A 22,148-nucleotide genomic window follows, 5' to 3' on the forward strand; every position below is an offset into this window, starting at 1 on the left:
GGAGAAGCTATGTATTTTAACTTACTCCCTTACTTTTATTAATCTATCCTATCGCTCACTTAGAATCTTCATTTTACCATTTTCTATAACTACATACATATCTTTTCTACCGCTAGAGCTAAAGCTTGGTTTGCCATTAAGTGAGGCTTTGTAGTCTTGGAAAAAATTAATGCGATACATATTGCGATGTGCCTCATTTGGATATATAGAGACATTAATATGGGAAATGCGTATCACTTTATTTTCATTTTTGGCAAATATATTTTTTTTATGTTCCTTAAAAGATTTAAAACTCATACCATCAGGACGATAAAAATCCTTTTCATCATAAAAATCAAGATAGGCTGCTAGATTGCTTTTTTGCCATACATCTTTCCACTCATAGAGACTAGAAAGCAAAAGAGCAAGGTCATCTATACTTGCTGCTTTATACTTATCCTCATAAGTGATAAGTAAAGTTTTTCTCCAATCAATAAGACTATCATATTTTTTTAGAATCTCATTATCAATAGCAATACAACCACGCGTATTTAACTCTTCCCTATCGCCATTAAGAGGCAATCCGTGAATCCAAATTCCTCCGCCTGTCTTTTTCAAAGATTTATCATATACATTAGGATAACTTGTCGAAAAAGCAAGTGGTCCATAATATTGATCTAAGCCTGTTAAACGCGCATTTAAATCATAAGAGCCAATAGGCGTAGTCAAATCTCCCTCTTTTTTCTTATTGCCCTTACCTTTTGCTACAAGCGCACTTGTAGTGCCAAGCTGCTTTAATGTGGAATCTTTTAATTCATATAGGGTAAGGGAAGGCGCACTTTTATTGGAAATAAATAAAAACTGCATATCCTCAAAATATCCATATTCTGTAACATTCCCCTTGAGATATTCTGCCCAATATTCTTTACTTGATAAATATTTTTCAAGCATAGATTCTACTGCATCTATACCATTTTTCTTATATTCATTGACAAGATTCACCATTTGTATATCAAGCGCATAAAGATGCCCCACACACCCTATAATGACGCAATAAAACCATTTTTTTAAGCAACTCATTCTCTCTACTCCTTTTTAGGTTTGCTAAATAAAATCATATCCTATTTTTTTCAACACATCTTTTTGTTTGCTCCAACCCTTATATACCTCAACATCAAGCTTTAAAAAAATTGCTTTATTACCAAAACGACACATCTTCTCTCGCGCACATATACCTATGCGCTTAATAGTCGCTCCACCCTTGCCAATCACTACTGCCTTTTGACTCTGCTTCTCCACAATGATATGTGCATAGATTCTGTCAATCTTTGCACCCTCTTCAAAACTTTTCATCAATACATCAGCCTCATACGGAATCTCATCGCTTAGATTCTCAAACAAGCTCTCGCGTATCATCTCTTTGTAAATCTCCTTTAAGGTTGCAGGTGTCAGGAGTTCTTCATCATAAAGAAATGGTGATTGTGGCAAGTGTGCCACAATTTGTTGCAAAATATGCTCTCTATCAAATCCTTTTTTTACACTTATTGGTAAAAGCGAGAGAAAATGTTTATCATAAACACGATATTGTGCGATTTTTTGCAAAAGCTGTTCTTTAGTGCAAGTATCAATTTTTGTCAAAAGCAAAAGATGGGGTAATCCCTCGCTCAAGTTTAAGAACTCCTCATAATACTTCACCTCATCATTCACAGGTGCAAGATAAAGTGCCAAATCACAATCTCCCATAGCTTTTAGAGCCTGTGAAAGCATATATTGATTCAAAAGCTTTTCTTTATGATGAATGCCTGGCGTATCTACAAAGATGATTTGTGCTTGTAATGGTGCATAAGATACAATCACTTGTAGTTGTTTGCGTGTAGCATTTGCCTTATGTGAAACAAGAGCTAGATTTTCTCCCACAAGATAATTGAGTAAGGTAGATTTACCTGCATTTGGTCTGCCAAGTGTGGCAACAAATCCTGCACGAGTATTTGGAGTGCTCAAATCTTTATTTTCATTCATACAAGATATAGATTCTTTAAAGAATATAACGCGCTAAATCAATATTTTCTACCAAGTCTCCAAGTCGCTCTCTTACCATATCACCTGTAATTTCTACTTCTTTGCCCTTATAAGTATCCACATCAAAACTAATATCCTCTAACACGCGTTCAATGGTTGTATGCAATCGTCTTGCGCCAATATCCTCTGTGCGTATATTTGCATTATACGAAAGACGCGCCAACTCTCTAACTGCTTCATCACTAAATTCAAGCCGAATATCTTCTGCATCAAGCAAAAGCTGATATTGGCGCAAGAGAGAACTTTTTGTTTGGGTAAGTATCTGATACAAACTCTCCTCATCAAGTGTATTAAGCTCTACGCGCAAGGGAAATCGCCCTTGTAATTCTGGAATCAAATCGCTAGGCTTACTCAAATGAAACGCCCCTGCAGCAATAAACAAAATATAATCAGTTTTAATTTGTCCATATTTAGTATTGACTACACTCCCCTCAACAATAGGAAGTAAATCTCTCTGCACTCCCTCTTTGCTCGGGTCTTGTCTTGAACTATCTTTGCTTCCTACTGCAACTTTATCAATTTCATCAATAAAAATTACTCCATTTTGTTCTGCCCTTCTTAATCCTTCTGTCCTTATACTATCTATATCAAGCACAGATTCAGTTGCCTCATTTGCCAAAGCCTCTTTAGCTTCCTTTACACTCATTTCCTTTTTGACCTTATCTTGAGTAGCATTAAGGACTTTAAAAATAGACTCTTGCACCTTTATCATATCTGGAGGGAGATTATCATCACCCATATGCATCTTTTTACTCACTTCAACTTCAATCATCAAATCATCAACTTCGCCCTTTATTACGCGTTGTTTCATTTTGGCAAAACTCATATCATATTCACTTTTCTTTGCTTCACTTACACCACTTGGTAAGGGAGGAAGAAGCTTTTGAGTAATTTTTTCAATGATATAATCATTAATTTGTGCTTGAGCTCTCTGCCGATGTTCATTTTCTACAAGATTTACACTTGCAAGCACCAAGTCCCTCACCATAGATTCTACATCTCGCCCTACAAAGCCTACTTCAGTATATTTACTTGCCTCAACTTTAACAAAAGGTAAGCCCATCATTTTTGCCATACGACGAGCAATTTCTGTTTTTCCTACACCAGTAGAACCAATCATAAGAATATTTTTAGGTGTAATTTCATCTTGAACCTCTTTATCAAGTTTCATTCTTCTATAACGATTTCTTAAGGCGATAGCTACTGCCTTTTTTGCTTCATATTGTCCAATAATATATCCATCAAGATATTCTACAATCTGCTTTGGTGTCATATTTTCTTTCATCTGCACTCCAATATTATAATTCTAAAATTTTTATATTTGTATTCGTATAGATACATAACTCTCCTGCAATAGCTAAAGAATGCTCTACAATTTCTCGTGGAGGTAAAGAGGCGTAGTTATGTAAGGCGCGTGCCGCACTTAAAGCATAATTCCCACCACTACCAATGGCTGCGATTGTGCCATCTTCTGGCTCTACCACATCACCTGTGCCACTTAAAATATAAATATGCTCGGTATTAAGCACAATCATCATTGCTTCAAGTTTGCGTAAATATTTATCCTTACGCCATTCTTTACTAAACTCTAACACACTTCGCACCAAATCACCTTTGCGTCCATCTAAAATACGTTCAAACATATCAAAAAGACTAAAAGCGTCTGCAGTAGAACCTGCAAAACCACTTAGAATCTCTCCATTATAAAGTGTGCGGATTTTTGTTGCATTGTTTTTTAATACACAATTTCCAAAAGTTACCTGCCCATCTCCGCCAATAATAGCACATTTTTTACCATTATACTCGCCCTTATAACCAAGTATAGTCGTTGCTTCAAACATTATTTATCCTTTTGTGGCTCAATTTCTAATTTAAGTGTTGCATTAATGCCTTGTCCAAGCTTGACTTGCACTTCAAAATTCCCTATATGCTTTATAGCTTGAGGAATTTCAATATGCTTCTTATCAAGATTTACCTTGTGTTCTTGCAAAGCAAGAGCAATTTCTTCTTTTGTGATAGAGCCAAAAAGCGTATCATTTGCACCTACTTTTTTATGTAGTGTGAGTGTAAGAGATTCTATTGTTTTTTTCATTTGCTGCATTTCAGCCATTTCAAGTGCAGCAATCTCCTCTGCTTTGCGTTGGTTAGCTTTATATTTATTAATTACCTCATTCGTAGCACGTTGCGCCTTGCCCTTAGCGATAAGAAAATTTTGTCCATACCCATCTTTTACTTCAACAATCTCACCTTTTTTACCAAGCCCTTGCACATTTTCTAAAAGTAGAACTTTCATATTTTCTCCATAATTAAGCTATAATAATGTGAAAATTATAACTAAAAGTGGCAATTTTATGATAAAAGCATTACAAAAAACTTATACAAACGCCCAAGCCATACATATTCAGCACAAAAATATTGCTTATCCTCGCATTATTATCAAAGCAGACTTATCCCTTTTTGTGCGTGTGCCATTACACTTTTCGCACACACAAGTTTGGGAATTTATTACAAAAAATCATCAATGGATAGAATCCACACTTCATAAACTTCACTCACATCATCTTGCCTTGCATTCTCAACTCAATGCTCATCAAAATCAAATTCCTATTTTTGGATTCTGGTGCGATATAAGCACTCTTTTACCTAAAACATATTCACTTTTTACCCCATCTCTTACGGATTCTACAAATCCCACCTTTTATACCCACACACTCAAAACACAGCTTAAAGCAATGCTTCGTGCGTATATTTATCCACGCGTAGAAGAATATGCTTCGCTTATGGGTGTAACCTATCGCTCAATCAAAATCACTCACGCTCGCTCACGATTTGGAAGTTGTAGCCACGATAATCGCCTTTGTTTTTCTTTTATGCTTATTTTTGCACAAAAAGAACTTATTGATTATGTCATTATCCACGAGCTTGCACATATCCGCCACAAAAACCATTCACGCTCATTTTGGGATTATGTAACAACTTATTGCAAAAAAGCAAAATCTTTGCGCCTTGCTTTGCGGCAAGATTCTAAAATTTACCCTCTGCTTTTGCAAAAACTCACTTAAGGAGAAAAAATGAAAAAAATATGTGCTTTTTTATGCCTTTTTTATATGAATCTTTTAGCTGGAGAATGGGTGATGTTTTCTGATGGAAAAGATACTTATATCTACTCCACAAACACCGGTGAAGTTTATATTCGTCATCATCTTGGTAAGAAAAATTATGAAGATATGTTTGTCAAAATGCCTCGAGGTATGCAGCCAAATGAGTTAAAGAAGACACAAAAAGATACGATTCACACACCCACCGCGCCAAATGCTGAGCAAATCAAAGATTTACAACTTAACGCACTTAAAAAATCCCAAGAAATGCTTAATTCTGCACTTGATTAGTTTCTATACATTTTTTAAGCTGCTCATAGAGTGAGAGAATCTGTTCTTTTTTCTCATAAAAGCTATTATTATTCACAACCAAATAGGCACTTGATTCCATAATGATTTCATCAATCTTGAGATTATTTTGTGCCATTGTGCTACCTGTTTCTACAATATCGACAATCGCATCACTTAATCCCACAAGTGGTGCAAGTTCTATTGAACCATAAAGCTTTAAAGATTCGATAGAAACAGCTTTATTTGCAAAATATTTACGCGTGATATGAGGCATTTTTGTAGCGATTTTAAGTTTAGGTTTTTGATAATCAATGCTCTTCCCCACTGGCGAGCCAACTACAACCTTGCATTTCCCAATACCAAGATTCAAAAGTCGCACGAGATTTGCTTGCTGCTCTTCTATCACATCTAAACCCACAATACCAACATCTGCAGCCTGATGAACCACATAAGTAGGCACATCTTGACTACGCACAAGCAAAAAAGTAAAGTCATTATGCTCTAAAATCAATTTTCTATCATCAAAAACAAAATTACCTCCATAGAGTTGCTCAAATAACGCTAGACTTTCTTTCGCTATACGTCCTTTAGGCAAAGCTATTTTTATCATTCTCTATCTCCTTAGTTTTAAAATCTTATATATGCTTTTGTAAAGCTTTTTGCATACCTTTAAAAACAAGTGTGTTATCATAAATTGCATCTTCAAAAAAACGTGCAAAAAATTTTCCATCGCCACCAGTAAAATACAACTTCTTAGTGCGCGAAGTATTTTTAATCATCAAAATGATACTTTTTAGCACACCAAAACTTATCGCATCGGAAGTATTTTGAGGTAATTGAGTAAGATCCACACCCGGCTCAATATCTCTTCCCAAAACACGTGAAATATCTGCATACATTTTTTTATATGATTCAAGTCCGGGCATAATATAGCCACCAAGATGAATCCCTTCTTGCATTACATCTATGGTAATAGCACTTCCTGCATCAATAATCACCCCATCATCAACAGCCCTACACGCTGCTTTTCTATCGACACCTAAACCGCTATATTGTGTTTTTAGTTCAATATGTTCATTCACATTGATACAATAAGAATGAGAAGCAAGCAAGCAACGCTCAAACCGCTCATTTACACTTATATAATAAATAGGTAATCCTTCTTTTTTTTTTGTTAAAGCATAAGGTTTTTCTTTCCAAATTTTTCCCTTATGGTAAAAATGCAAAAAAGTATTCCCTATATCACAAAGAAGCATTATTGAAACCTCTTATACACTTTGTCATAAAAAAAAGTATCCTGATTGTAAAAAAGACTCTTCTTCTTTGCGAGATTATTTTTATACACTAAAGGTGCAAAATCTTTAAGATTGAGTTCAATAAGATAGCCACCTCTTTCAAGTGTATAAAGAGTATTATTCGCAATCACAATCCCGCTAAAAACTGCAAAAGGTAGTCGCACCTTACGCAAAAGTTTCAATGTGTGGTCAAGCTCTAAAATCTCACCTTCAATACTCAAAACATAAACCTTATCATTAAAAAACAATACATCACGTAAATCTACATCGTATTTGAAACTTCTATCGCCAATAATTACACTCACACGCTTAGTTGTTGCTGCTAAAAGATAATTATTTTGCGCGTAGATATAAATAACATTATTAAAAAATTTATCACTCACAATAAGAATATCTTTAGTGATTTTATTTTGTGCAATATCATAAATAAGCACCTTACCCTCTAAATCCGGAAAAATCACATATTTATCATTTATTTGTGGTGAAGCAAGATAAGTGTTAATTGCCAAAACTGCAGGGTATTTTTGAGAAAAAATCTCTTTTTTTTGTGCAATATCATAATACATAATAGTATTATCAAGAAGCACCATAGCAAGTTTATCATCTTTAAGACTTGCAGAGAGAACACAAGTATCAAAAGGTATGCTTTGTGATGTATGCTTATTTGATTCTAAAATAATAATATTCTCGCATCGAGACTGCAAGACATAAGTATCTTTATCTTGGGCAAGAAATTTATGATAAGGCTCTAAAACAAGCGGTGTTATACCCTGTGAAAAGCTAACTAAAGTATTATCTTTAAGTATCGCGCCTTCACGCGTAGCACTTTTTATAGGAGCACTCAATGTATCCTTAAATACTACTTTGCCATTTATAGCTTGTGGCTCAAAATGCTTTTTTGAACTACACCCAGATACACATATTGCATAGATACAAAAAACCAAAAGAATAAATTTGACTTCTCTTGTCATTATTTATCCTCTCCTTTTGATGATTGCAATTTTAATCCATAATGCTTCAAATTTACTGCTTCTTCCCAAAACAAAGTGTTTTCTGGAATAAGGAGGAGTTTTTGATGGGCTTCTTTAGCCTCTCCTGCTTGAAAAAGTAAATATGCCTCCTGCAAAAGTGCTAAATTTTTGAGACCTGTTGGTTTTGTAGATTCTAAACTTGCAAGATATGGTGCTAAAGATGCGGTATTTATAGGATTTTGAGAATCTACAAACTCACTTGCCTTCAATGAAGCAATCTCATATTGGGCGAGTGAGCGCACAAAAGCATTTTGAGATTTTGCTAATTCCTCATAGGCTGTCATATCATTGTTTGTATTAAAAAATCGATACATATCATACAAAGCAGGACTTGATTGCTTTAGTGTATGCAATGCTTCTTCGTTTGTAGAATCTATAAGCAGTTTTGCATACGCTGAACTCGCCTTTTGAGCCTTTCTAGATTCTATATATTCACTTACCCAAATCCACGCAAATACACCAATGACACACACAATCAATGCAATGATATATTTGCGGTATCTTTTCCATAGAATCTCTAACGTAAAAGCACTCTCTAAAATTTTTTCATCACTATTAAAAGATTCCTTAACGCTTTTTAAATTTGATTGCAAACTCATATACTCTCCTTGATATAAATGTTATTTTGATATGCCAGAAGAGCCAAAACCCTTCTCCCCACGCTCGCTCTCGTTTAATTCCTGCACTTCCTCAAATGTTGCTTGTATAATCTCATTGACTACTGCTTGGGCGATTCTATCCCCTGTGTGAATATTGAAATCCTCATTTGAGTGATTGATTAGAATCACTTTAATCTCTCCACGATAATCACTATCAATTGTGCCGGGCGCATTAAGCACACTGATACCATTTTTAAGGGCTAAACCACTCCTTGGACGCACCTGCACCTCAAAGTTAGATTCTATTTCAAAGGCTAAGCCCGTGCCTATAAGTGCTCTCTCTCCTGCTCTAATACTACAATCCTCAATAGCGTGCAAATCAAAACCGGCTGCTTGCGCACTTTGATATTTTGGTATCAACGCATTGTGATGAAGTTTTTTAATCTTAATATGTGCTTGCTTCATCACTTTTTATCCTTCAAATATAATATCTTTATAAAATATCTCAAGTATCTCAAATTCATTTTCTCCATTTGGTAATACTATACTCACCTCATCACCAACCGCTTTTCCCATTAATGCCTTAGCAATAGGTGAAGAAACAGAAATAAGCCCTTTTGATGGATTGCTTTCCATAGAACCTACAAGTGTATAAATAAACTCCTTATCTGTATCAAGATTCACAATTTTAACGCTTGAGCCAAAACTTACTTTATCGTGTGATAAAGTCGCGGGATTAATAATCTGCGCGTTAGCCAACATAAGTCCCAATTCATTAATACGCGCTTCAATAAAAGCTTGTTTTTCCCGCGCAGCGTGATATTCTGCATTTTCTTTCAAATCTCCGTGAGAACGTGCAACATCAATTTCTACCACGATACGCGGACGCTCCACTTCTTTAAGATTCTTAAGCTCTGCAACAATCTTCTCATAGCCATAATTTGTCATTGGTTCAGTTGCCATTTTCTCCCCCAAATTATTTTCAAAATTTTTAGAAACAATCTCTTATTTTAGCTAAACTAAAAAAACAAGGGCTAAATACTACATTTTTGTGCAATATAACGCACGGCTTCAAATGTGCTCTCACATAGAGGCACATTAAATTGTTCCATATCCTCCCTCTTTCCAAATCCACAAAGCACACCAACCGCATTGATTTCTGCTCTTTGTGCTGCACTCAAATCAAGATGTGTATCACCCACCATATAGATTTTCTGTTTTACTATATCCTTCTGTGTGATATGGAGCATCTCTAATGCTTTAAATATAGGTTCAGGACTTGGTTTGGGGTGAGTTATAGATTCTATACCAACTATACATTCAAAATACTGCCACACACCAAGTTTTTCTAAGAGAATCTGCGAAAAATCTCCGCGTTTTGTTGTTACCACACCAAGATAAGCAAAACTATGTGCTTCAATAATCGCCTCTTTTACCAAAGGGAGCAAATGTGTGCCCTCCTCCATTAGTGAGCGATAACAGATTCTATAATAATGCACATATTCTGCCACTTTATTAGAATCTGCACCATTTTGCAAAAACATATCTTCCAAAGTATGCCCAATAGTATTTTTTACAGATTCAAGTGAAGGGGCTTTTTGTCCCATTTTTTTATAAGCATCACAAAAACTCGCATAAATGGCTTGTGTAGAATCTACAAGCGTGCCATCTAAATCAAAAAGCACAATAACATCTTTTGTATTATCTCGTATATTTTGAAGCTCTTTATCACTCATTCATTATCCTCAAATCTCATTATTGCACTTTTTGCATTATATACCATTTCTCTAAGTATTTAAATAACTTGACTCCTCACTTTAGTTTCTAAAAATGATTTTTACACTCTACCAAACGCAAAATATTGTTAGAGGATTCATATACTATATATTTATATATATAAAGATAAATATTAAAAAGTTAAGCATTACTTAAATAGTATTGATTTTTATCAAATAGGTAGAATGGGTATCAAAGATAGAATTTTTTTAATCATTTGGATTCTCCAAATGTAAGCGACAACTTAAGGAGGTTTTATGACAAGCAAAATTCAAAGCAATAAGCCTACGCTTTCACGCCGCGACTTTATTAAAAGTGCAGCGGCAGCTTCAGCGGCAGCAAGTGTAGGGTTAAGTATCCCAAGCGTGATGAGTGCAGAGGCACAAAATGCACAAAAACTTTGGAAATGGGATAAAGCAGTATGTAGATTCTGTGGAACAGGTTGTGGTATTATGGTTGCTACGCAAAAAGACAGCGCAGGACAAGCAAAAATCGTAGCAGTTAAGGGCGACCCAGAAGCACCTGTAAATCGTGGTTTAAATTGTATCAAGGGATATTTTTGTGCAAAGATTATGTATGGAGCAGATAGGCTTACAAAACCTCTTTTACGCGTCAATAGTAATGGAGAGTTTGATAAAAAAGGAAAGTTTGCCCCTGTAAGCTGGAAAAGAGCCTTTGATGAAATGGAAAAACAATTTAAAAAAGCCTATAATGAGCTTGGACCTACAGGTATAGCAGTTTTTGGCTCTGGGCAATATACTGTTCAAGAAGGCTATGCCGCAGTAAAACTCATCAAAGGTGGGTTTAGAAGTAATAATATTGACCCAAATGCACGACATTGTATGGCAAGTGCAGTTGTTGGATTTATAGAAACTTTTGGTATTGATGAACCTGCTGGGTGCTATGACGACATTGAACTTACAGATACAATTGTTACTTGGGGTGCGAATATGGCTGAAATGCACCCTGTGCTTTGGAGTCGTGTAACCGACAGAAAACTTAGCAATAGTAATGTAAAAGTGATAAATCTTTCTACTTATACGAATCGCACATCAGATTTAGCAGATATTGAGATTATATTTAAACCACATACTGACTTAGCTATTTGGAATTTTCTTGCACGAGAAATCATTAATCGCAATGCAGTAGATGAAACATTTGTAAAAGAAAATTGTGTCTTTAGCACAGGTTTTGTTAATATTGGCTATGGTATGAGAAATAATCCTAATCATCCTAAATTCAAGCCTGAAGAAAGGGATATAGTTGCTAAGGAAGTATCAAAAATAATGAGTGATGATGAAGGTATCACGCTACAATATCTTGGTATTAAAGCAGGTGATGAAATGAAAATGGATAAAGCTGGTGCAGCAGGAAACCACTGGGGTATTAGCTTTGAGGATTTCAAAAAAGGCTTAGAACCTTATACTCTTGATTTTGTAGCAAATCTTGCTAAAGGCAACCCTGATGAAAGCATAGAATCTTTCAAGCAAAAACTTCAAAATCTTGCAGATTATTATATTGATAAAAATCGCAAAATTGTAAGCTTTTGGACTATGGGTATGAATCAACACCAAAGAGGCACTTGGGTAAATGAGCAAAGCTATATGGTGCATATGCTTCTTGGTAAGCAAGCTAAGCCTGGTAGTGGCGCATTCTCGCTCACAGGGCAACCTAGTGCGTGTGGCACTGCGCGTGAAGTTGGAACATTTGCACACAGACTTCCTGCAGATATGGTAGTAGCAAATCCTAAGCACCGCGAAGTTACTGAAAAAATATGGAATCTCCCCTCTGGCACACTCAATGGCAAAATAGGCGCACCATTCTTGAAAATTATGCGTGATTTGGAAGATTCTAAAATCAAATGGGCGTGGGTTCAAGTGAATAATCCGTGGCAAAATACTGCTAATGCTAATCACTGGATTGCGGCAGCAAGAGAACAAGATAATTTTATCGTGGTAAGTGAATGCTATCCGGGCATAAGTGCTAAAGTAGCAGATTTAATCTTGCCAACAGCAATGATTTATGAAAAATGGGGAGCGTATGGTAATGCTGAAAGACGCACTCAACATTGGAAACAGCAAGTTGTAGCACCCGGAGAAGCTATGCCTGATATTTGGCAAATAGCTGAATTTGCTAAAAGATTTACACTCAGTGAAGTATGGAATAAAGAATATGCTGACCTTGAACTTAAACCTGTTTTAGAAGCAGCTATTGCTATGGGTTACAAAGAAAATGATACGCTCTATGATGTGCTTTTTGCCAACAAAAATGCAAAAGCTTTTGGTATGCAAGATGCTATGCTAAAAGATGAACTCAACACAGAAGTATTGGGTGATTATCGCAATGTGCAAGGAAGCAATGGTGAAGCATTTAAGGGTTACGGATTTTTTATCCAAAAATACCTTTGGGAAGAATATCGTCAATTTGGCTTAGGACACGCACACGATTTAGCAGACTTTGATACTTATCATCGTGTGAGAGGTTTGCGTTGGCCTGTCGTTAATGGCAAAGAAACGCAATGGAGATTTAATAGCAAATATGACTTCTATGCACAAAAACTTGGTAATGGAAAAGCATTTGCATTCTATGGGAATAAAGGCAAAGAAATGCCTGCAGGCTCGCTTCAAGCACCAAATGAGGATAAAGTAAGCATTGACAATAAAGCAAAAATTTTCTTGCGTCCTTATATGGATCCTTGTGAAATGCCTGATAAAACATATCCTTTATGGCTCTGCACTGGACGCGTATTGGAACATTGGCATTCTGGCACAATGACTATGCGTGTGCCTGAACTCTATCGTGCTGTGCCTGAGGCACTCTGTTATATGCACCCTGATGATGCAAAAGCACAAAATTTAGAGCAAAATCAAATCGTATGGATAGAATCTAGACGCGGTAAAGTAAAAGCAAAACTTGATTTACGCGGACGAAATCGCCCACCAAAGGGACTTATTTATGTGCCTTGGTTTGACGAAAATGTATTTATCAATAAGGTTTGTCTTGATGCGACTTGTCCAATCTCAAAACAAACAGACTTTAAAAAGTGTGCCGTGAAAGTGTATAAAGCATAAGGATAAAATGTGCAAGATAAAACAAAGCCATCAAACCCACAAAGACGACAAGCATTGCTTAAAATAGGGCAAAATACAGGTTTTGCACTTTTTGGTGCGTTTATTTGGGGAGCATATATCAATGTCGCTAAGGCTGGAAGCACAAATATTTTGCGTCCTCCAGGTGCGAGTAAAAATGATGCAGAATTTATCGCGAGCTGCATTAAATGTGGGCTTTGTGTAGAATCTTGTCCTTTTTATACGCTCAAACTTGCAACGCCAAATGATAACACTACACTTGGCACACCTTTTTTTGAAGCGCGTAAAGTGCCTTGCTATATGTGCAAAGATATTCCTTGTGCAGCAGCTTGTCCTACCGATGCACTTGACTTAAAACGTCTGTATCAGCCAAAAAAACCACAAGATGGGGAGCAAAACTATACTCAAGCTGATATTAATAACGCTACAATGGGTGTAGCCATCGTAGATTCTAAACATTGCGTGGCTTATGCAGGGATTCAATGTGATGCGTGCTATCGGGCTTGTCCGCTTATTGACAAGGCTATTAGCCTAGAATATAAACGCAATGAGCGCACAGGAAAACACGGATTCTTACTCCCTATTGTAGATAGTGATTATTGCACTGGTTGTGGTATGTGTGAAAAAGCGTGTGTAACAGAACTTCCTACAATTATTGTTTTGCCTCGTAGTGTGGCATTAGGTAAAATGGGAACAAACTATATCAAAGGCTGGGATAAGCTTGATGAAAATAGACTTTTTGAGCTTAAAGATGAAAAAAACATTAAGCCCAAAAAATCCCACGATACTCTAGAGTATCTTAATGATTCGCTCGGAGATGTATAATGAAGATTGCAAAAATAAAATATCTCACTCTTAGGCGATTTACTCAAATTGCAATTCTTGCATTATTTATATTGGGTAATTACTCTATCGCAACACTTAAAAATGTGCAAAACAAAGAGGAGTTGGGTATTTTTGGTGGCAATATAGAATCTTTGATTGGAGATTCTAGCTCGGTAGTAGCAAAAGAAGCAAGTGTGTTTAGCTCCATTGCACAAGGAAATTTAAGTCACGCAAAATGGTTTGGAGGTATTTTCAACCTCACAGACCCTTTGGCTGCGTTGCAGATTTTTCTCGCAGGTGGTGGATTAGCACTTGATGTTGCACTTGGAGTATTGCTTGTGGTTTTTATTTATGGGGTATTCTTAGGAAGAGCTTATTGTGCTTTTGTATGTCCCATAAATCTAGTAACTGATTTTGCAAATTTTCTTCGTGCGAAATTAGGTCTAAACTATGCCCAACATAAGCTTTTTCTCCCTCGTTCTACGCGATTTGTAATCTTAGGGATAAGCTTAATATTAAGTGCGATATTTGGTATAGCGGCTTTTGAGCTTATCAGCCCCATTTCTATGCTTCATCGTGGTATAGTTTTTGGTATGGGATTTGGTATTTTTGCAGCAATAGCTGTGTTTTTGTTTGATTTGTTTATCCTTAAAAATGGTTTTTGTGGGCATATTTGTCCGCTTGGAGCAATGTATTCACTCATAGGAAAATTTGCACTCTTACGTGTTTATCATACACTTTCTGCTTGCACAAAATGTATGAAATGTGTGCAAATTTGTCCCGAACCTGAAGTCTTAAAACCTATTGGCAAAAAAGGAGGTGCATTAAAAACAATGACTTGCTTGCGCTGTGGAAGATGTATTGAGGTGTGCGATGATAACGCACTACAATTTAGTATTTTAAATTTTACACAAAAGGAGAAAAGATGAAAAAATACGCTCAAAGTTTAGTAATTGGATTACTTGGATTGGCATTTTTTGCCTGCTCGGACTCGACAGAATCTAAAAGCGAGGATATATCACACGAAATCAAAAGTGGTGATATGCTTAAAGATAATGAAATAGGATTAAGAAAAGTGGATTTGCAAGATGAAAAAGATGTCAAATTGCTTCAATATGAATATCCTGATGCATCTGCGGGAGAAAGCACACTTATTGAACGCTCATTTGAAAATGCCCCCCCTATGATTTCTCATAGCACAGAGGGTATGTTACCTATTACACAAGATAACAATCAATGTCTTGCCTGCCACGACCCATCAATAGCAAAAGATGTGGGTGCTATTCCCGTTCCCGCTTCACATACTTATGATTTACGCACAAATAAAAACTTAGGTGAGGTTTCTCACGCACGTTTTAATTGTGTGCTATGTCATACACCACAAGCAAATGTAGCTCCTGTTGTTGCAAATACTTTTTCGCCAACTTTTCGCACTGAAAAAGATAAAAACTCATCAAATCTCCTTGATGTCTTGAATGAGGGTGTGAAATAAGGATAAAACAAGTGGATTCTCTAAAGATGCATAGAGCAAGATTTAAGCAAATATGGTATTTTTTATGCCTACTTGCTTTATCTCTACCCTTGTGTGCAAAACCCCTTGTTATTGAAAGTAAAAATGCACAAACCATTCATACAAATGCGATTATTACACACATCAGTGCCTTTGATAATTATATTTTTGTCGGCAATACAAATGGTGGAATAGATGTCTTTAGTCTTGATAGCAATAAAAAGGCTTTTAAAGCATATAGCCTTACCTTACCTCTTATAGAGGATTATTTTGGTAACGCTTTTTTGCCTCGTGTGTTTGATATTGCAACTTTTGATGGCAAAACACTTTTTGTGCTAAGTGAAGCTTCGCGCGGTGGAAAGCAGATTCTCAAACTCTCCACCACACAAAAACCTGAAGTTATTTATCATACCACGACTTCACCAAAACGTATTGTTGCTTTTGATAAAAATAAGCTTGTCATTGGCTTTTTAAGTAATGAAATTGGGCTTTTTGATATTACAGATAAGAAATTTATTTATATGAGCCACCCTAGTCTTGCTGGTTTTTCTGATTTATGTGTTAATACACCTTTTATCTTAAGCACTGATGAATCTGGTATTGTTAATGTCATTCATAGTGCAAATGGTAAAGTGCTTTCGCGACTTGATAAAATCAATAAAGACAATAACTACCAAATTGCATCTGCACAAGATAAGATTCTTACTGCAAGTGTGGATAGACAAATGGGAATCTATACATTTAACTCACAAGATAAATCAACTTTTAACCTCACAAATGCTACAAGTATAAAAAGTGATTTTCTTATCTATGCGGTAGGCATTTCACCAAATGCCACTTGGGCAGCATTTAGTAAAAATGAGCAAAATGATATAGGTATTATACATTTACCAACGATGGAAGAACAATATACACTTAAAGGAACAGCTTCACTTATTAATAGTCTTGTTTTTTATGATGAAAATACACTTATTTCAGGGAGTGATGATAAAATACTTATTATTTGGAATCTTCCAAAACCTAAGGAGAAACAATGAATATTTCAAGTATTGTCGTGAAAACTGCACAAGAAAGCTTTGAATCGGTAAAAAATGCTATCAAAGAAATACAAGGTTGTGAAATATACATTGAAGACAAAGCTACAAATCAGCTTATTGTCGTGATAGAATCTCAAAGCACTGAAGAAGAAGTGGTTATCAACAAACATATAGAATCTATGTCGGGAGTAATGAGCGCAAATATGCACTATGCTTATCAAGAAGATGAAATTAATGCACAACTTAAATCCATAGATGGCGGTATAAGTGAGTTTCTCAATAACGATTCTATTCCTGCTGAAAATATTGCTTACTCTGGCTCAATAGCACATCTTATGGGGAAAAAACGCAAATAACAATCTATTCCATAAATCTATCCAACGCACTTTGCATAGCATAGGGAATAGAACTGCCGTGATTTTGTCCGCTAAACTCAAGGAATACAATACTTTGAGGATTAGGCGCATTCTTTTGTAAATCTTGCACAATCTCTTCAATTTTTATGCCTTGCTTCCTTTTAGTATTTTGCTCTAAACTCCCTTGAGTAAAAATTATAGAATCTGGATAATTCTTAAGATTCAAAGGCAAAGATAGAAACTTTCCCTCACCCCACCAAAGTGATGGTGAAGCACATATATAATGCGTGAAACTCTGTGGCTTATGCAAAAGTGTATGCAACACAAAAAGTCCGCCAAAAGAATGTCCAAAAAGCAGCTCTTTATGAGGCATACCAAATCGCTTATGAATAAAGGGCTTCACTTCTTGTGTAAGAAAATCCAAAAATACATTGATTCCGCCCCCACCGCTAAAAGAATCTTGCAAATTTTTAGGAAGTGTGGGAGTATAGTCATAAGTGCGCAATGTCTTATCATAAGCCAATACACTATCGTGTCCGATTCCTACAATAAGAGGCAATGATTTAAGAGGTTTTGTGGATTGTGCTATTTTATTCAGCAGTAAAGGAAAAAACGCATTGCCATCAAGCGTGTAAAACACACTCTTTTTATCTTTATTATGCTTTGGAATAGCGATGTAAATATTATAGAATCTTCCCTGTGCGTTTTGCAAGCGCATAGATTCTATTGTAAAAAGCGTCTTTGCTTCTTGTGTAATAAGTGGAATTTCTTGCGAAGGTGCGCCAAAAATAAAAGAGCAAAAAACTAATGTTGTGACTAAAAACTTATACATATTTATTTGCGCTTAATATATTTGTCTTGACACATTCTAAGTGCCCTATTAATGCTGTATTCCGCTATCGTATATCATATATTGGAATCTTTGGGCTATCATTTGAGCACGTTGCATTACTACTGCGATATGCTCCTCTTTTGTATATACAACCCTTAGGCTTTCTTCAAATAAATTAAGCCACACATTAAAAAGCTCACGTGGAAAAGGTGGTAAATCTAAATGCGCCTTCAAGGGCTGCCCATTATAATCACCCATACTCAAAAGCATACCTTGCCAAAAATTTGCAATCTTTGCTTTATGTGCTTCCCATACTTCATCACTTGTGCCAATTTTTGTGTTAAAAATATCGCCTAAACCACTTTTATCCGCACGAACTTTGGCATAAAAAATATCCATAAGTTTATTTATAGAATCTACATTAATCTCATCAAACATAATCTCTTTTTCTCCTTATTTTAAAAATAATGCAAGCTTAATAACAATAAAAGCTGCCAAACTCACTGCTAACACTATACCAACTACTTCAATACCCATTTTCTCCTCCTTAAGAATCTTAGAATTTTATACATAAAATGCTACTTTTGCTAAAACTACAATAATAAAACCAAGAGATAATGCTATAGGGTGTATCACTTTTGCCAAAGGATTTTTAAGCTTCAAAAACTTGCAACTTAATGAGATAATTACCATTAATACAATAATGAGCGCAAGACACATTTTAATCACTAACAGAATCTGTAATGGTGTTTGCAAATATCCTTGCACGCTACCAATATAGCGACTTATCATCGCTCCACCTGTAAGCACCAAAAGAGCTAGGCATAAAGGCATTATTTTTACACCTCTTTTGCTGATAACGCTAAATATTTTATCAGCAATTTCATCGCCTACATATTTTCTTATAGGGGTAAGCAACACCACATCAGTAAAAATATAGCCTAAAAATATTATCGCACATATCAAATGTAGAGTAAGAAAATATGGGTAAAGTAATTCCATTCATAATCCTTTTTATTCTATTTATTGTGGCATATCTTAAAATCTTAAAACAAAAAAGAGTAAAAAACATTGATATATGTTAAGATTTTCTCTATAATCTCACCTTTAATAAATACTCACTCATTAAAAAAGGATAAAAATGCAGCCACTTTTTGATACCCTTTCACGCATCGGCAAAAAACGATTATATGGTGCAAATGAAATCCTCTTTTTTGAGGGAGAGAGCGTATCCTCTCTTCTTTTGCTTCTTAAAGGCAAGGTGCGACTTTATAAAAGCAAAACAGATATTGATGATAACGAATGCACTTTACATACTATCACTGCGCCTTCCCTTATTGCTGAAATGCCTTTTTTTATGCACTTGCACTATCCATCAAATGCAGAATGTATGCAATCTTGTGAAATAATAAGTATTCATTTTGATACTTTTTGCACACATATTTTACAAGATACACAAATGTGCTCACTTTTTATCACCTCTTTGTGCCAAAAGATTCAGATTTTAGAATCTCATATCACTGCGCACAATCAAAACTTGCAAACACGACTCTTAGCTTACCTCAAAAGCCATAAAGACTTGCTACCTACGCAAACTCAAAGGCAAATCGCCCAAAACCTCAACGTCTCTCCAGAATCTCTCTCACGCACGCTTAAAATGCTCAAAAGCAAAGGTATTATTACTACAACTAAGGGTAAAATTTATTTGTTATGATGTTTTTTTGCCAAGCACACCATAACGAGATTCATAAAAAATCACAGCAATTACAATCACACTTGAACACACAAGAGAAAGTGGATAAGAAAGCCATACACCAAAAATACCATAATAATAAGACAAAACAAAAAGCAAAATAATCACAAAAACAAGATTGTATGAAAGAGTAATAATAAATGAGCTTCTAGGTCGCTGGATTGATTGAAAAAATATTGCACTCACAATATTAAATCCTAAAAATATATAGCCTATAAAATACACTTTCATTGCTTCAAGGGTTGGTTCTAAAATCATCTCTTGCCCACTTTTAAGAAAAAGTTTGACAAGTATAGAATCTATACTCATAAAGACTCCATAAACTAAAATGCCTAAAGCAGTGGCAAAACCCACTCCAAAAGCATAAATCCCCCTCACTCGCTTCATCTCTCCAGCTCCATAGTTATAGCTTGCCACAGGTTGCACACCTTGAGCGCAAGAGAGCAAAATTGTAAAACAAACTACACCCACATACATCACGATACTATAAATAGCAAGATAGCTCACTTTCATCTCTTCACTATCAGCCAAAGCCTTTAATGTATGATTAAACATAATCATTACAAATGCTACGCTAAGCTCAGAAATGCTTTGAGGCACACCATTTTTGGCAGAAGCAAACACGGCATTGAGCGAAAATCGCCATACAAAATAAATGCGCCCTCTCTTACGCACAAAATGGCTTAAAAGTATCATCATACCCAATCCGTGTCCCATAGCAGTAGCAAGAGCAGAGCCAAACATACCAAGTTCTAGCACAAATAAAAAAATGTAATTTAATACAATATTTGATACAGAGCCAATAATCATCGCCATCATTGCCAAAATCGGACGCTTATCATTAATAACAAAAACATCAAGCAAAGGGTGAAGCACCATAATCACAGCACTTAAAAAAACGACTTGCAAATATTCTACCACATAAGGCAGCACCAAATCATTTGCCCCAAGTGCGAGTGCAACCTCCTCCACATAGAAAAAAAGAATTACACCAATAATAACAGAAGAAAGGGTTGCAAAATAAAATACAGAGCTAAACATTAATCTTGCGCGATTATCTTGTCCTTTACCCAAAAAATATGAAGCAATAGAGGCTGCCCCTAAACCAAAGAGTAATTCAAAAGCAATGAGAGCGGGAAATATAGGCCAACATAGCCCAATAGCAGCAAGTGCATTTTCACCAAGCTTTTTTCCCACAAAAATACCATCAATGGTTGAATAAGTTGAAAGTGCAAGCATTGCACATAAATTTGGAACAAAAAAATAAAAAAAGAGTTTGTAGATAGAATCTTTACGCATATCTACTTTATCATTGACATTTATCGCACTCATTTTCAATCCTTATTTACAACCTTGATTCTACTTTTAGAATCGAGCAATCTCTTCGCCTCTTACTTTGAGTCTATATACTTCAAATATGCTAACGCTCTCTCATAATCTTGTGGCGTATCAATCCCCACACTTTTTGTTTCTACCACTGCTAAAGCAATAGTTTTTCTATGATAAATGGCGCGAAGCTGCTCTAATTTTTCTATGTCCTCTATTGGGCTTTTTGGCAGAGAACAAAACTCCTGTAAGGTCTTTGCATAAAAGCCATAAATCCCTAAATGCCCTAAATATGGTGTTTGCTCCATAGCCTTGCTATCTTTATCACGGTGAAATGGAATAGAAGCACGGGAGAAATAAATCGCCTCATTATAGACATTCAGCACAACTTTGACAAGATTTGAATCAGCCACACTAGATTCAGAAATCACCTTTGCTAAAGTCCCCATAAAAGGCTGTTTTTCTTTCATCAAATTCATAAGTGTAGAAATAACATTATGCTCCAAAAATGGCTCATCACCTTGCACATTAATGACTATCTCATCATTTTTTAAACCAAGTTTTCGTGCTGCCTCTGCACATCTATCAGTCCCACTTGTATGACTTTTATCTGTCATCACATAAGGAATTTTATGCTCCTTACATACTTGAGCTATACGCTCATCATCACACGCCACCACTACAGAATCTACCTCTCTTGCATTGAGTGCTGTGCGCACAACCATAGGCAACCCACCTATATCACACAATGCCTTTTGTGGAAAGCGCGTAGATTCTAAACGTGCTGGGATAATAATCATCGTTTTATCTCCTTATGTCTAAAATTTTGTGAAATTGTAGCTTACTTCATATAAATCTTACGCAAAATCATATTTGTTTATGAATCCTTAGGTGAAAAAGCATAGCACCTACTCATCACAAAACCAACGCACACATACACTACACCCCCAATAATTTGGGCAAAATAAGCATTCACATCTAAGATTCTATATACAAAGCTCATTACAAGAAATTGTGCCACATACGCTATACCCATAGCCAAAGCAAAACGAGGCAAATCGCGCTTATGAGAAGAAGGTGAAGCAAAGGTGAAAGTTTTATTCAAGATATAAGAAACTACAAAACCCACGCCATAGCCTATTGCATTTGCCACTTCTGGCACAATGCCACACCATAACGCAAAAAATATCACACCATAGCCAATGCAGGTATTTACTACTCCCACACTTAAGTATTTTATACCTGCTTTGTGCCACGAGTTTTTCATTTATT

At 35.8% G+C, this 22,148-nt stretch carries 27 protein-coding genes; 9 read left to right on the forward strand and 18 right to left on the reverse strand.

The features are described 5' to 3' along the window. Positions 1-48: 48 nt before the first annotated feature. From LS65_RS06105 to rplI, 5 genes are read right to left on the reverse strand one after another with little or no spacing between them, the layout of a single operon-like run. Positions 49-1,059, reverse strand: coding sequence for a L,D-transpeptidase Cds6 family protein (locus LS65_RS06105; protein WP_034361483.1), 1,011 nt, complete (start codon positions 1,057-1,059; stop codon positions 49-51). A 24-nt stretch (positions 1,060-1,083) separates the two neighbouring features. Then, complete coding sequence (gene era, locus LS65_RS06110) at positions 1,084-1,998, reverse strand: GTPase Era (RefSeq protein ID WP_034361481.1); 915 nt, start codon at positions 1,996-1,998, stop codon at positions 1,084-1,086. Positions 1,999-2,014: 16 nt separating this feature from the next. Beyond that, entirely contained in the window at positions 2,015-3,331 is a 1,317-nt protein-coding gene (hslU, locus tag LS65_RS06115; protein ID WP_419471495.1) for an HslU--HslV peptidase ATPase subunit, read from the reverse strand. A 25-nt stretch (positions 3,332-3,356) separates the two neighbouring features. Further along, positions 3,357-3,899 (reverse strand): ATP-dependent protease subunit HslV, encoded by a 543-nt coding sequence (gene hslV / locus LS65_RS06120; RefSeq protein WP_034361479.1) that lies wholly within the window; start codon positions 3,897-3,899, stop codon positions 3,357-3,359. Then, positions 3,899-4,351 carry a 50S ribosomal protein L9 gene (gene rplI, locus LS65_RS06125; RefSeq protein ID WP_034361477.1) on the reverse strand — a complete coding sequence of 151 codons (453 nt, stop codon included), beginning with the start codon at positions 4,349-4,351 and terminating at the stop codon, positions 3,899-3,901. The genes hslV and rplI overlap by 1 nt, the downstream gene beginning before the upstream one ends. 58 nt (positions 4,352-4,409) lie before the next feature. Here rplI and LS65_RS06130 point away from each other — a divergent pair, with 58 nt between their 5' ends. Both LS65_RS06130 and LS65_RS06135 read left to right on the forward strand, forming a co-directional pair. Then, complete coding sequence (locus tag LS65_RS06130) at positions 4,410-5,120, forward strand: M48 family metallopeptidase (protein ID WP_034362060.1); 711 nt, start codon at positions 4,410-4,412, stop codon at positions 5,118-5,120. 9 nt (positions 5,121-5,129) lie between these two features. Continuing rightward, entirely contained in the window at positions 5,130-5,447 is a 318-nt protein-coding gene (locus LS65_RS06135) for a hypothetical protein (protein WP_034361476.1), read from the forward strand. On the opposite strand, the gene hisG is transcribed toward LS65_RS06135, so the two are convergent. From hisG to LS65_RS06170, 7 genes are all read right to left on the reverse strand, one after another. Further along, on the reverse strand, positions 5,428-6,057 hold the full coding sequence (hisG, locus tag LS65_RS06140) for an ATP phosphoribosyltransferase (RefSeq protein WP_034361475.1): 630 nt from the start codon (positions 6,055-6,057) through the stop codon (positions 5,428-5,430). The two genes, LS65_RS06135 and hisG, sit on opposite strands and share 20 nt — an antisense overlap. A 25-nt stretch (positions 6,058-6,082) precedes the next feature. Continuing rightward, positions 6,083-6,703 carry a type III pantothenate kinase gene (locus tag LS65_RS06145; RefSeq protein WP_034361473.1) on the reverse strand — a complete coding sequence of 207 codons (621 nt, stop codon included), beginning with the start codon at positions 6,701-6,703 and terminating at the stop codon, positions 6,083-6,085. Next, positions 6,703-7,713, reverse strand: coding sequence for a hypothetical protein (locus tag LS65_RS06150; RefSeq protein ID WP_034361472.1), 1,011 nt, complete (start codon positions 7,711-7,713; stop codon positions 6,703-6,705). Before LS65_RS06150 ends, LS65_RS06145 begins: the two co-directional genes overlap by 1 nt. Beyond that, the gene (locus LS65_RS06155; protein WP_034361471.1) at positions 7,713-8,372 is read right to left on the reverse strand and encodes a hypothetical protein; all 660 of its coding nucleotides are present in this window, start codon (positions 8,370-8,372) and stop codon (positions 7,713-7,715) included. Before LS65_RS06155 ends, LS65_RS06150 begins: the two co-directional genes overlap by 1 nt. Positions 8,373-8,393: 21 nt before the next feature. Further along, positions 8,394-8,837, reverse strand: a complete 444-nt coding sequence (gene dut, locus LS65_RS06160; RefSeq protein WP_034361470.1) for a dUTP diphosphatase — start codon at positions 8,835-8,837, stop codon at positions 8,394-8,396. A gap of 6 nt (positions 8,838-8,843) precedes the next feature. Next, the gene (gene greA / locus LS65_RS06165; RefSeq protein WP_201274339.1) at positions 8,844-9,335 is read right to left on the reverse strand and encodes a transcription elongation factor GreA; all 492 of its coding nucleotides are present in this window, start codon (positions 9,333-9,335) and stop codon (positions 8,844-8,846) included. Between the two features lie 71 nt (positions 9,336-9,406). Continuing rightward, complete coding sequence (locus tag LS65_RS06170; RefSeq protein ID WP_052061051.1) at positions 9,407-10,108, reverse strand: HAD family hydrolase; 702 nt, start codon at positions 10,106-10,108, stop codon at positions 9,407-9,409. A gap of 297 nt (positions 10,109-10,405) precedes the next feature. Here LS65_RS06170 and napA point away from each other — a divergent pair, with 297 nt between their 5' ends. The 6 genes from napA to LS65_RS06200 are packed head-to-tail and all read left to right on the forward strand — an operon-like array spanning position 10,406 to position 16,965. Continuing rightward, positions 10,406-13,219: a nitrate reductase catalytic subunit NapA gene (gene napA / locus LS65_RS06175; RefSeq protein ID WP_034361469.1), complete on the forward strand. Its 2,814-nt coding sequence runs from the start codon at positions 10,406-10,408 to the stop codon at positions 13,217-13,219. A 9-nt stretch (positions 13,220-13,228) separates the two neighbouring features. Then, positions 13,229-14,062, forward strand: coding sequence for a ferredoxin-type protein NapG (napG, locus tag LS65_RS06180; RefSeq protein ID WP_034361468.1), 834 nt, complete (start codon positions 13,229-13,231; stop codon positions 14,060-14,062). Beyond that, complete coding sequence (gene napH, locus LS65_RS06185) at positions 14,062-14,991, forward strand: quinol dehydrogenase ferredoxin subunit NapH (protein WP_034361466.1); 930 nt, start codon at positions 14,062-14,064, stop codon at positions 14,989-14,991. Before napG ends, napH begins: the two co-directional genes overlap by 1 nt. Then, entirely contained in the window at positions 14,988-15,554 is a 567-nt protein-coding gene (locus LS65_RS06190; protein ID WP_034361464.1) for a nitrate reductase cytochrome c-type subunit, read from the forward strand. Before napH ends, LS65_RS06190 begins: the two co-directional genes overlap by 4 nt. An 11-nt stretch (positions 15,555-15,565) precedes the next feature. Further along, positions 15,566-16,609: a WD40 repeat domain-containing protein gene (locus LS65_RS06195; protein ID WP_034361463.1), complete on the forward strand. Its 1,044-nt coding sequence runs from the start codon at positions 15,566-15,568 to the stop codon at positions 16,607-16,609. Next, a complete protein-coding gene (locus LS65_RS06200) occupies positions 16,606-16,965 on the forward strand; it encodes a chaperone NapD (RefSeq protein ID WP_034361462.1) in 360 nt (119 codons plus the stop codon). The genes LS65_RS06195 and LS65_RS06200 overlap by 4 nt, the downstream gene beginning before the upstream one ends. A gap of 4 nt (positions 16,966-16,969) precedes the next feature. On the opposite strand, the gene LS65_RS06205 is transcribed toward LS65_RS06200, so the two are convergent. The 3 genes from LS65_RS06205 to LS65_RS06215 form a co-directional block, all read right to left on the reverse strand. Further along, positions 16,970-17,797, reverse strand: a complete 828-nt coding sequence (locus LS65_RS06205) for an alpha/beta hydrolase (RefSeq protein ID WP_052061050.1) — start codon at positions 17,795-17,797, stop codon at positions 16,970-16,972. A 48-nt stretch (positions 17,798-17,845) separates the two neighbouring features. Further along, on the reverse strand, positions 17,846-18,238 hold the full coding sequence (locus LS65_RS06210) for a group III truncated hemoglobin (protein WP_034361461.1): 393 nt from the start codon (positions 18,236-18,238) through the stop codon (positions 17,846-17,848). A gap of 123 nt (positions 18,239-18,361) precedes the next feature. Next, positions 18,362-18,799 (reverse strand): copper resistance protein CopD, encoded by a 438-nt coding sequence (locus LS65_RS06215; protein WP_034361459.1) that lies wholly within the window; start codon positions 18,797-18,799, stop codon positions 18,362-18,364. A gap of 139 nt (positions 18,800-18,938) precedes the next feature. Here LS65_RS06215 and LS65_RS06220 point away from each other — a divergent pair, with 139 nt between their 5' ends. After that, positions 18,939-19,511, forward strand: a complete 573-nt coding sequence (locus LS65_RS06220) for a Crp/Fnr family transcriptional regulator (protein ID WP_034361457.1) — start codon at positions 18,939-18,941, stop codon at positions 19,509-19,511. On the opposite strand, the gene LS65_RS06225 is transcribed toward LS65_RS06220, so the two are convergent. The 3 genes from LS65_RS06225 to LS65_RS06235 form a co-directional block, all read right to left on the reverse strand. After that, entirely contained in the window at positions 19,506-20,882 is a 1,377-nt protein-coding gene (locus LS65_RS06225) for an MATE family efflux transporter (RefSeq protein ID WP_034361455.1), read from the reverse strand. The genes LS65_RS06220 and LS65_RS06225 overlap by 6 nt on opposite strands. A 59-nt stretch (positions 20,883-20,941) precedes the next feature. Beyond that, on the reverse strand, positions 20,942-21,676 hold the full coding sequence (kdsB, locus tag LS65_RS06230; protein WP_034361452.1) for a 3-deoxy-manno-octulosonate cytidylyltransferase: 735 nt from the start codon (positions 21,674-21,676) through the stop codon (positions 20,942-20,944). Between the two features lie 77 nt (positions 21,677-21,753). Beyond that, complete coding sequence (locus LS65_RS06235; protein ID WP_034361450.1) at positions 21,754-22,143, reverse strand: GtrA family protein; 390 nt, start codon at positions 22,141-22,143, stop codon at positions 21,754-21,756. Between the last annotated feature and the right edge of the window lie 5 nt (positions 22,144-22,148).

This window comes from Helicobacter japonicus, from assembly GCF_000762845.2.
Classification (GTDB): domain Bacteria; phylum Campylobacterota; class Campylobacteria; order Campylobacterales; family Helicobacteraceae; genus Helicobacter_C; species Helicobacter_C japonicus.

Coding starts and splice junctions, on each gene's coding strand:
- LS65_RS06105 (WP_034361483.1), bottom strand. CDS start 1,059: ATGAGTTGCTTAAAAAAATGGTTTTATTGCGTCATTATAGGGTGTGTG.
- era (WP_034361481.1), bottom strand. CDS start 1,998: ATGAATGAAAATAAAGATTTGAGCACTCCAAATACTCGTGCAGGATTT.
- hslU (WP_419471495.1), bottom strand. CDS start 3,331: ATGACACCAAAGCAGATTGTAGAATATCTTGATGGATATATTATTGGA.
- hslV (WP_034361479.1), bottom strand. CDS start 3,899: ATGTTTGAAGCAACGACTATACTTGGTTATAAGGGCGAGTATAATGGT.
- rplI (WP_034361477.1), bottom strand. CDS start 4,351: ATGAAAGTTCTACTTTTAGAAAATGTGCAAGGGCTTGGTAAAAAAGGT.
- LS65_RS06130 (WP_034362060.1), top strand. CDS start 4,410: ATGATAAAAGCATTACAAAAAACTTATACAAACGCCCAAGCCATACAT.
- LS65_RS06135 (WP_034361476.1), top strand. CDS start 5,130: ATGAAAAAAATATGTGCTTTTTTATGCCTTTTTTATATGAATCTTTTA.
- hisG (WP_034361475.1), bottom strand. CDS start 6,057: ATGATAAAAATAGCTTTGCCTAAAGGACGTATAGCGAAAGAAAGTCTA.
- LS65_RS06145 (WP_034361473.1), bottom strand. CDS start 6,703: ATGCTTCTTTGTGATATAGGGAATACTTTTTTGCATTTTTACCATAAG.
- LS65_RS06150 (WP_034361472.1), bottom strand. CDS start 7,713: ATGACAAGAGAAGTCAAATTTATTCTTTTGGTTTTTTGTATCTATGCA.
- LS65_RS06155 (WP_034361471.1), bottom strand. CDS start 8,372: ATGAGTTTGCAATCAAATTTAAAAAGCGTTAAGGAATCTTTTAATAGT.
- dut (WP_034361470.1), bottom strand. CDS start 8,837: ATGAAGCAAGCACATATTAAGATTAAAAAACTTCATCACAATGCGTTG.
- greA (WP_201274339.1), bottom strand. CDS start 9,335: ATGGCAACTGAACCAATGACAAATTATGGCTATGAGAAGATTGTTGCA.
- LS65_RS06170 (WP_052061051.1), bottom strand. CDS start 10,108: ATGAGTGATAAAGAGCTTCAAAATATACGAGATAATACAAAAGATGTT.
- napA (WP_034361469.1), top strand. CDS start 10,406: ATGACAAGCAAAATTCAAAGCAATAAGCCTACGCTTTCACGCCGCGAC.
- napH (WP_034361466.1), top strand. CDS start 14,062: ATGAAGATTGCAAAAATAAAATATCTCACTCTTAGGCGATTTACTCAA.
- LS65_RS06190 (WP_034361464.1), top strand. CDS start 14,988: ATGAAAAAATACGCTCAAAGTTTAGTAATTGGATTACTTGGATTGGCA.
- LS65_RS06200 (WP_034361462.1), top strand. CDS start 16,606: ATGAATATTTCAAGTATTGTCGTGAAAACTGCACAAGAAAGCTTTGAA.
- LS65_RS06205 (WP_052061050.1), bottom strand. CDS start 17,797: ATGTATAAGTTTTTAGTCACAACATTAGTTTTTTGCTCTTTTATTTTT.
- LS65_RS06215 (WP_034361459.1), bottom strand. CDS start 18,799: ATGGAATTACTTTACCCATATTTTCTTACTCTACATTTGATATGTGCG.
- LS65_RS06220 (WP_034361457.1), top strand. CDS start 18,939: ATGCAGCCACTTTTTGATACCCTTTCACGCATCGGCAAAAAACGATTA.
- LS65_RS06225 (WP_034361455.1), bottom strand. CDS start 20,882: ATGAGTGCGATAAATGTCAATGATAAAGTAGATATGCGTAAAGATTCT.
- kdsB (WP_034361452.1), bottom strand. CDS start 21,676: ATGATTATTATCCCAGCACGTTTAGAATCTACGCGCTTTCCACAAAAG.
- LS65_RS06235 (WP_034361450.1), bottom strand. CDS start 22,143: ATGAAAAACTCGTGGCACAAAGCAGGTATAAAATACTTAAGTGTGGGA.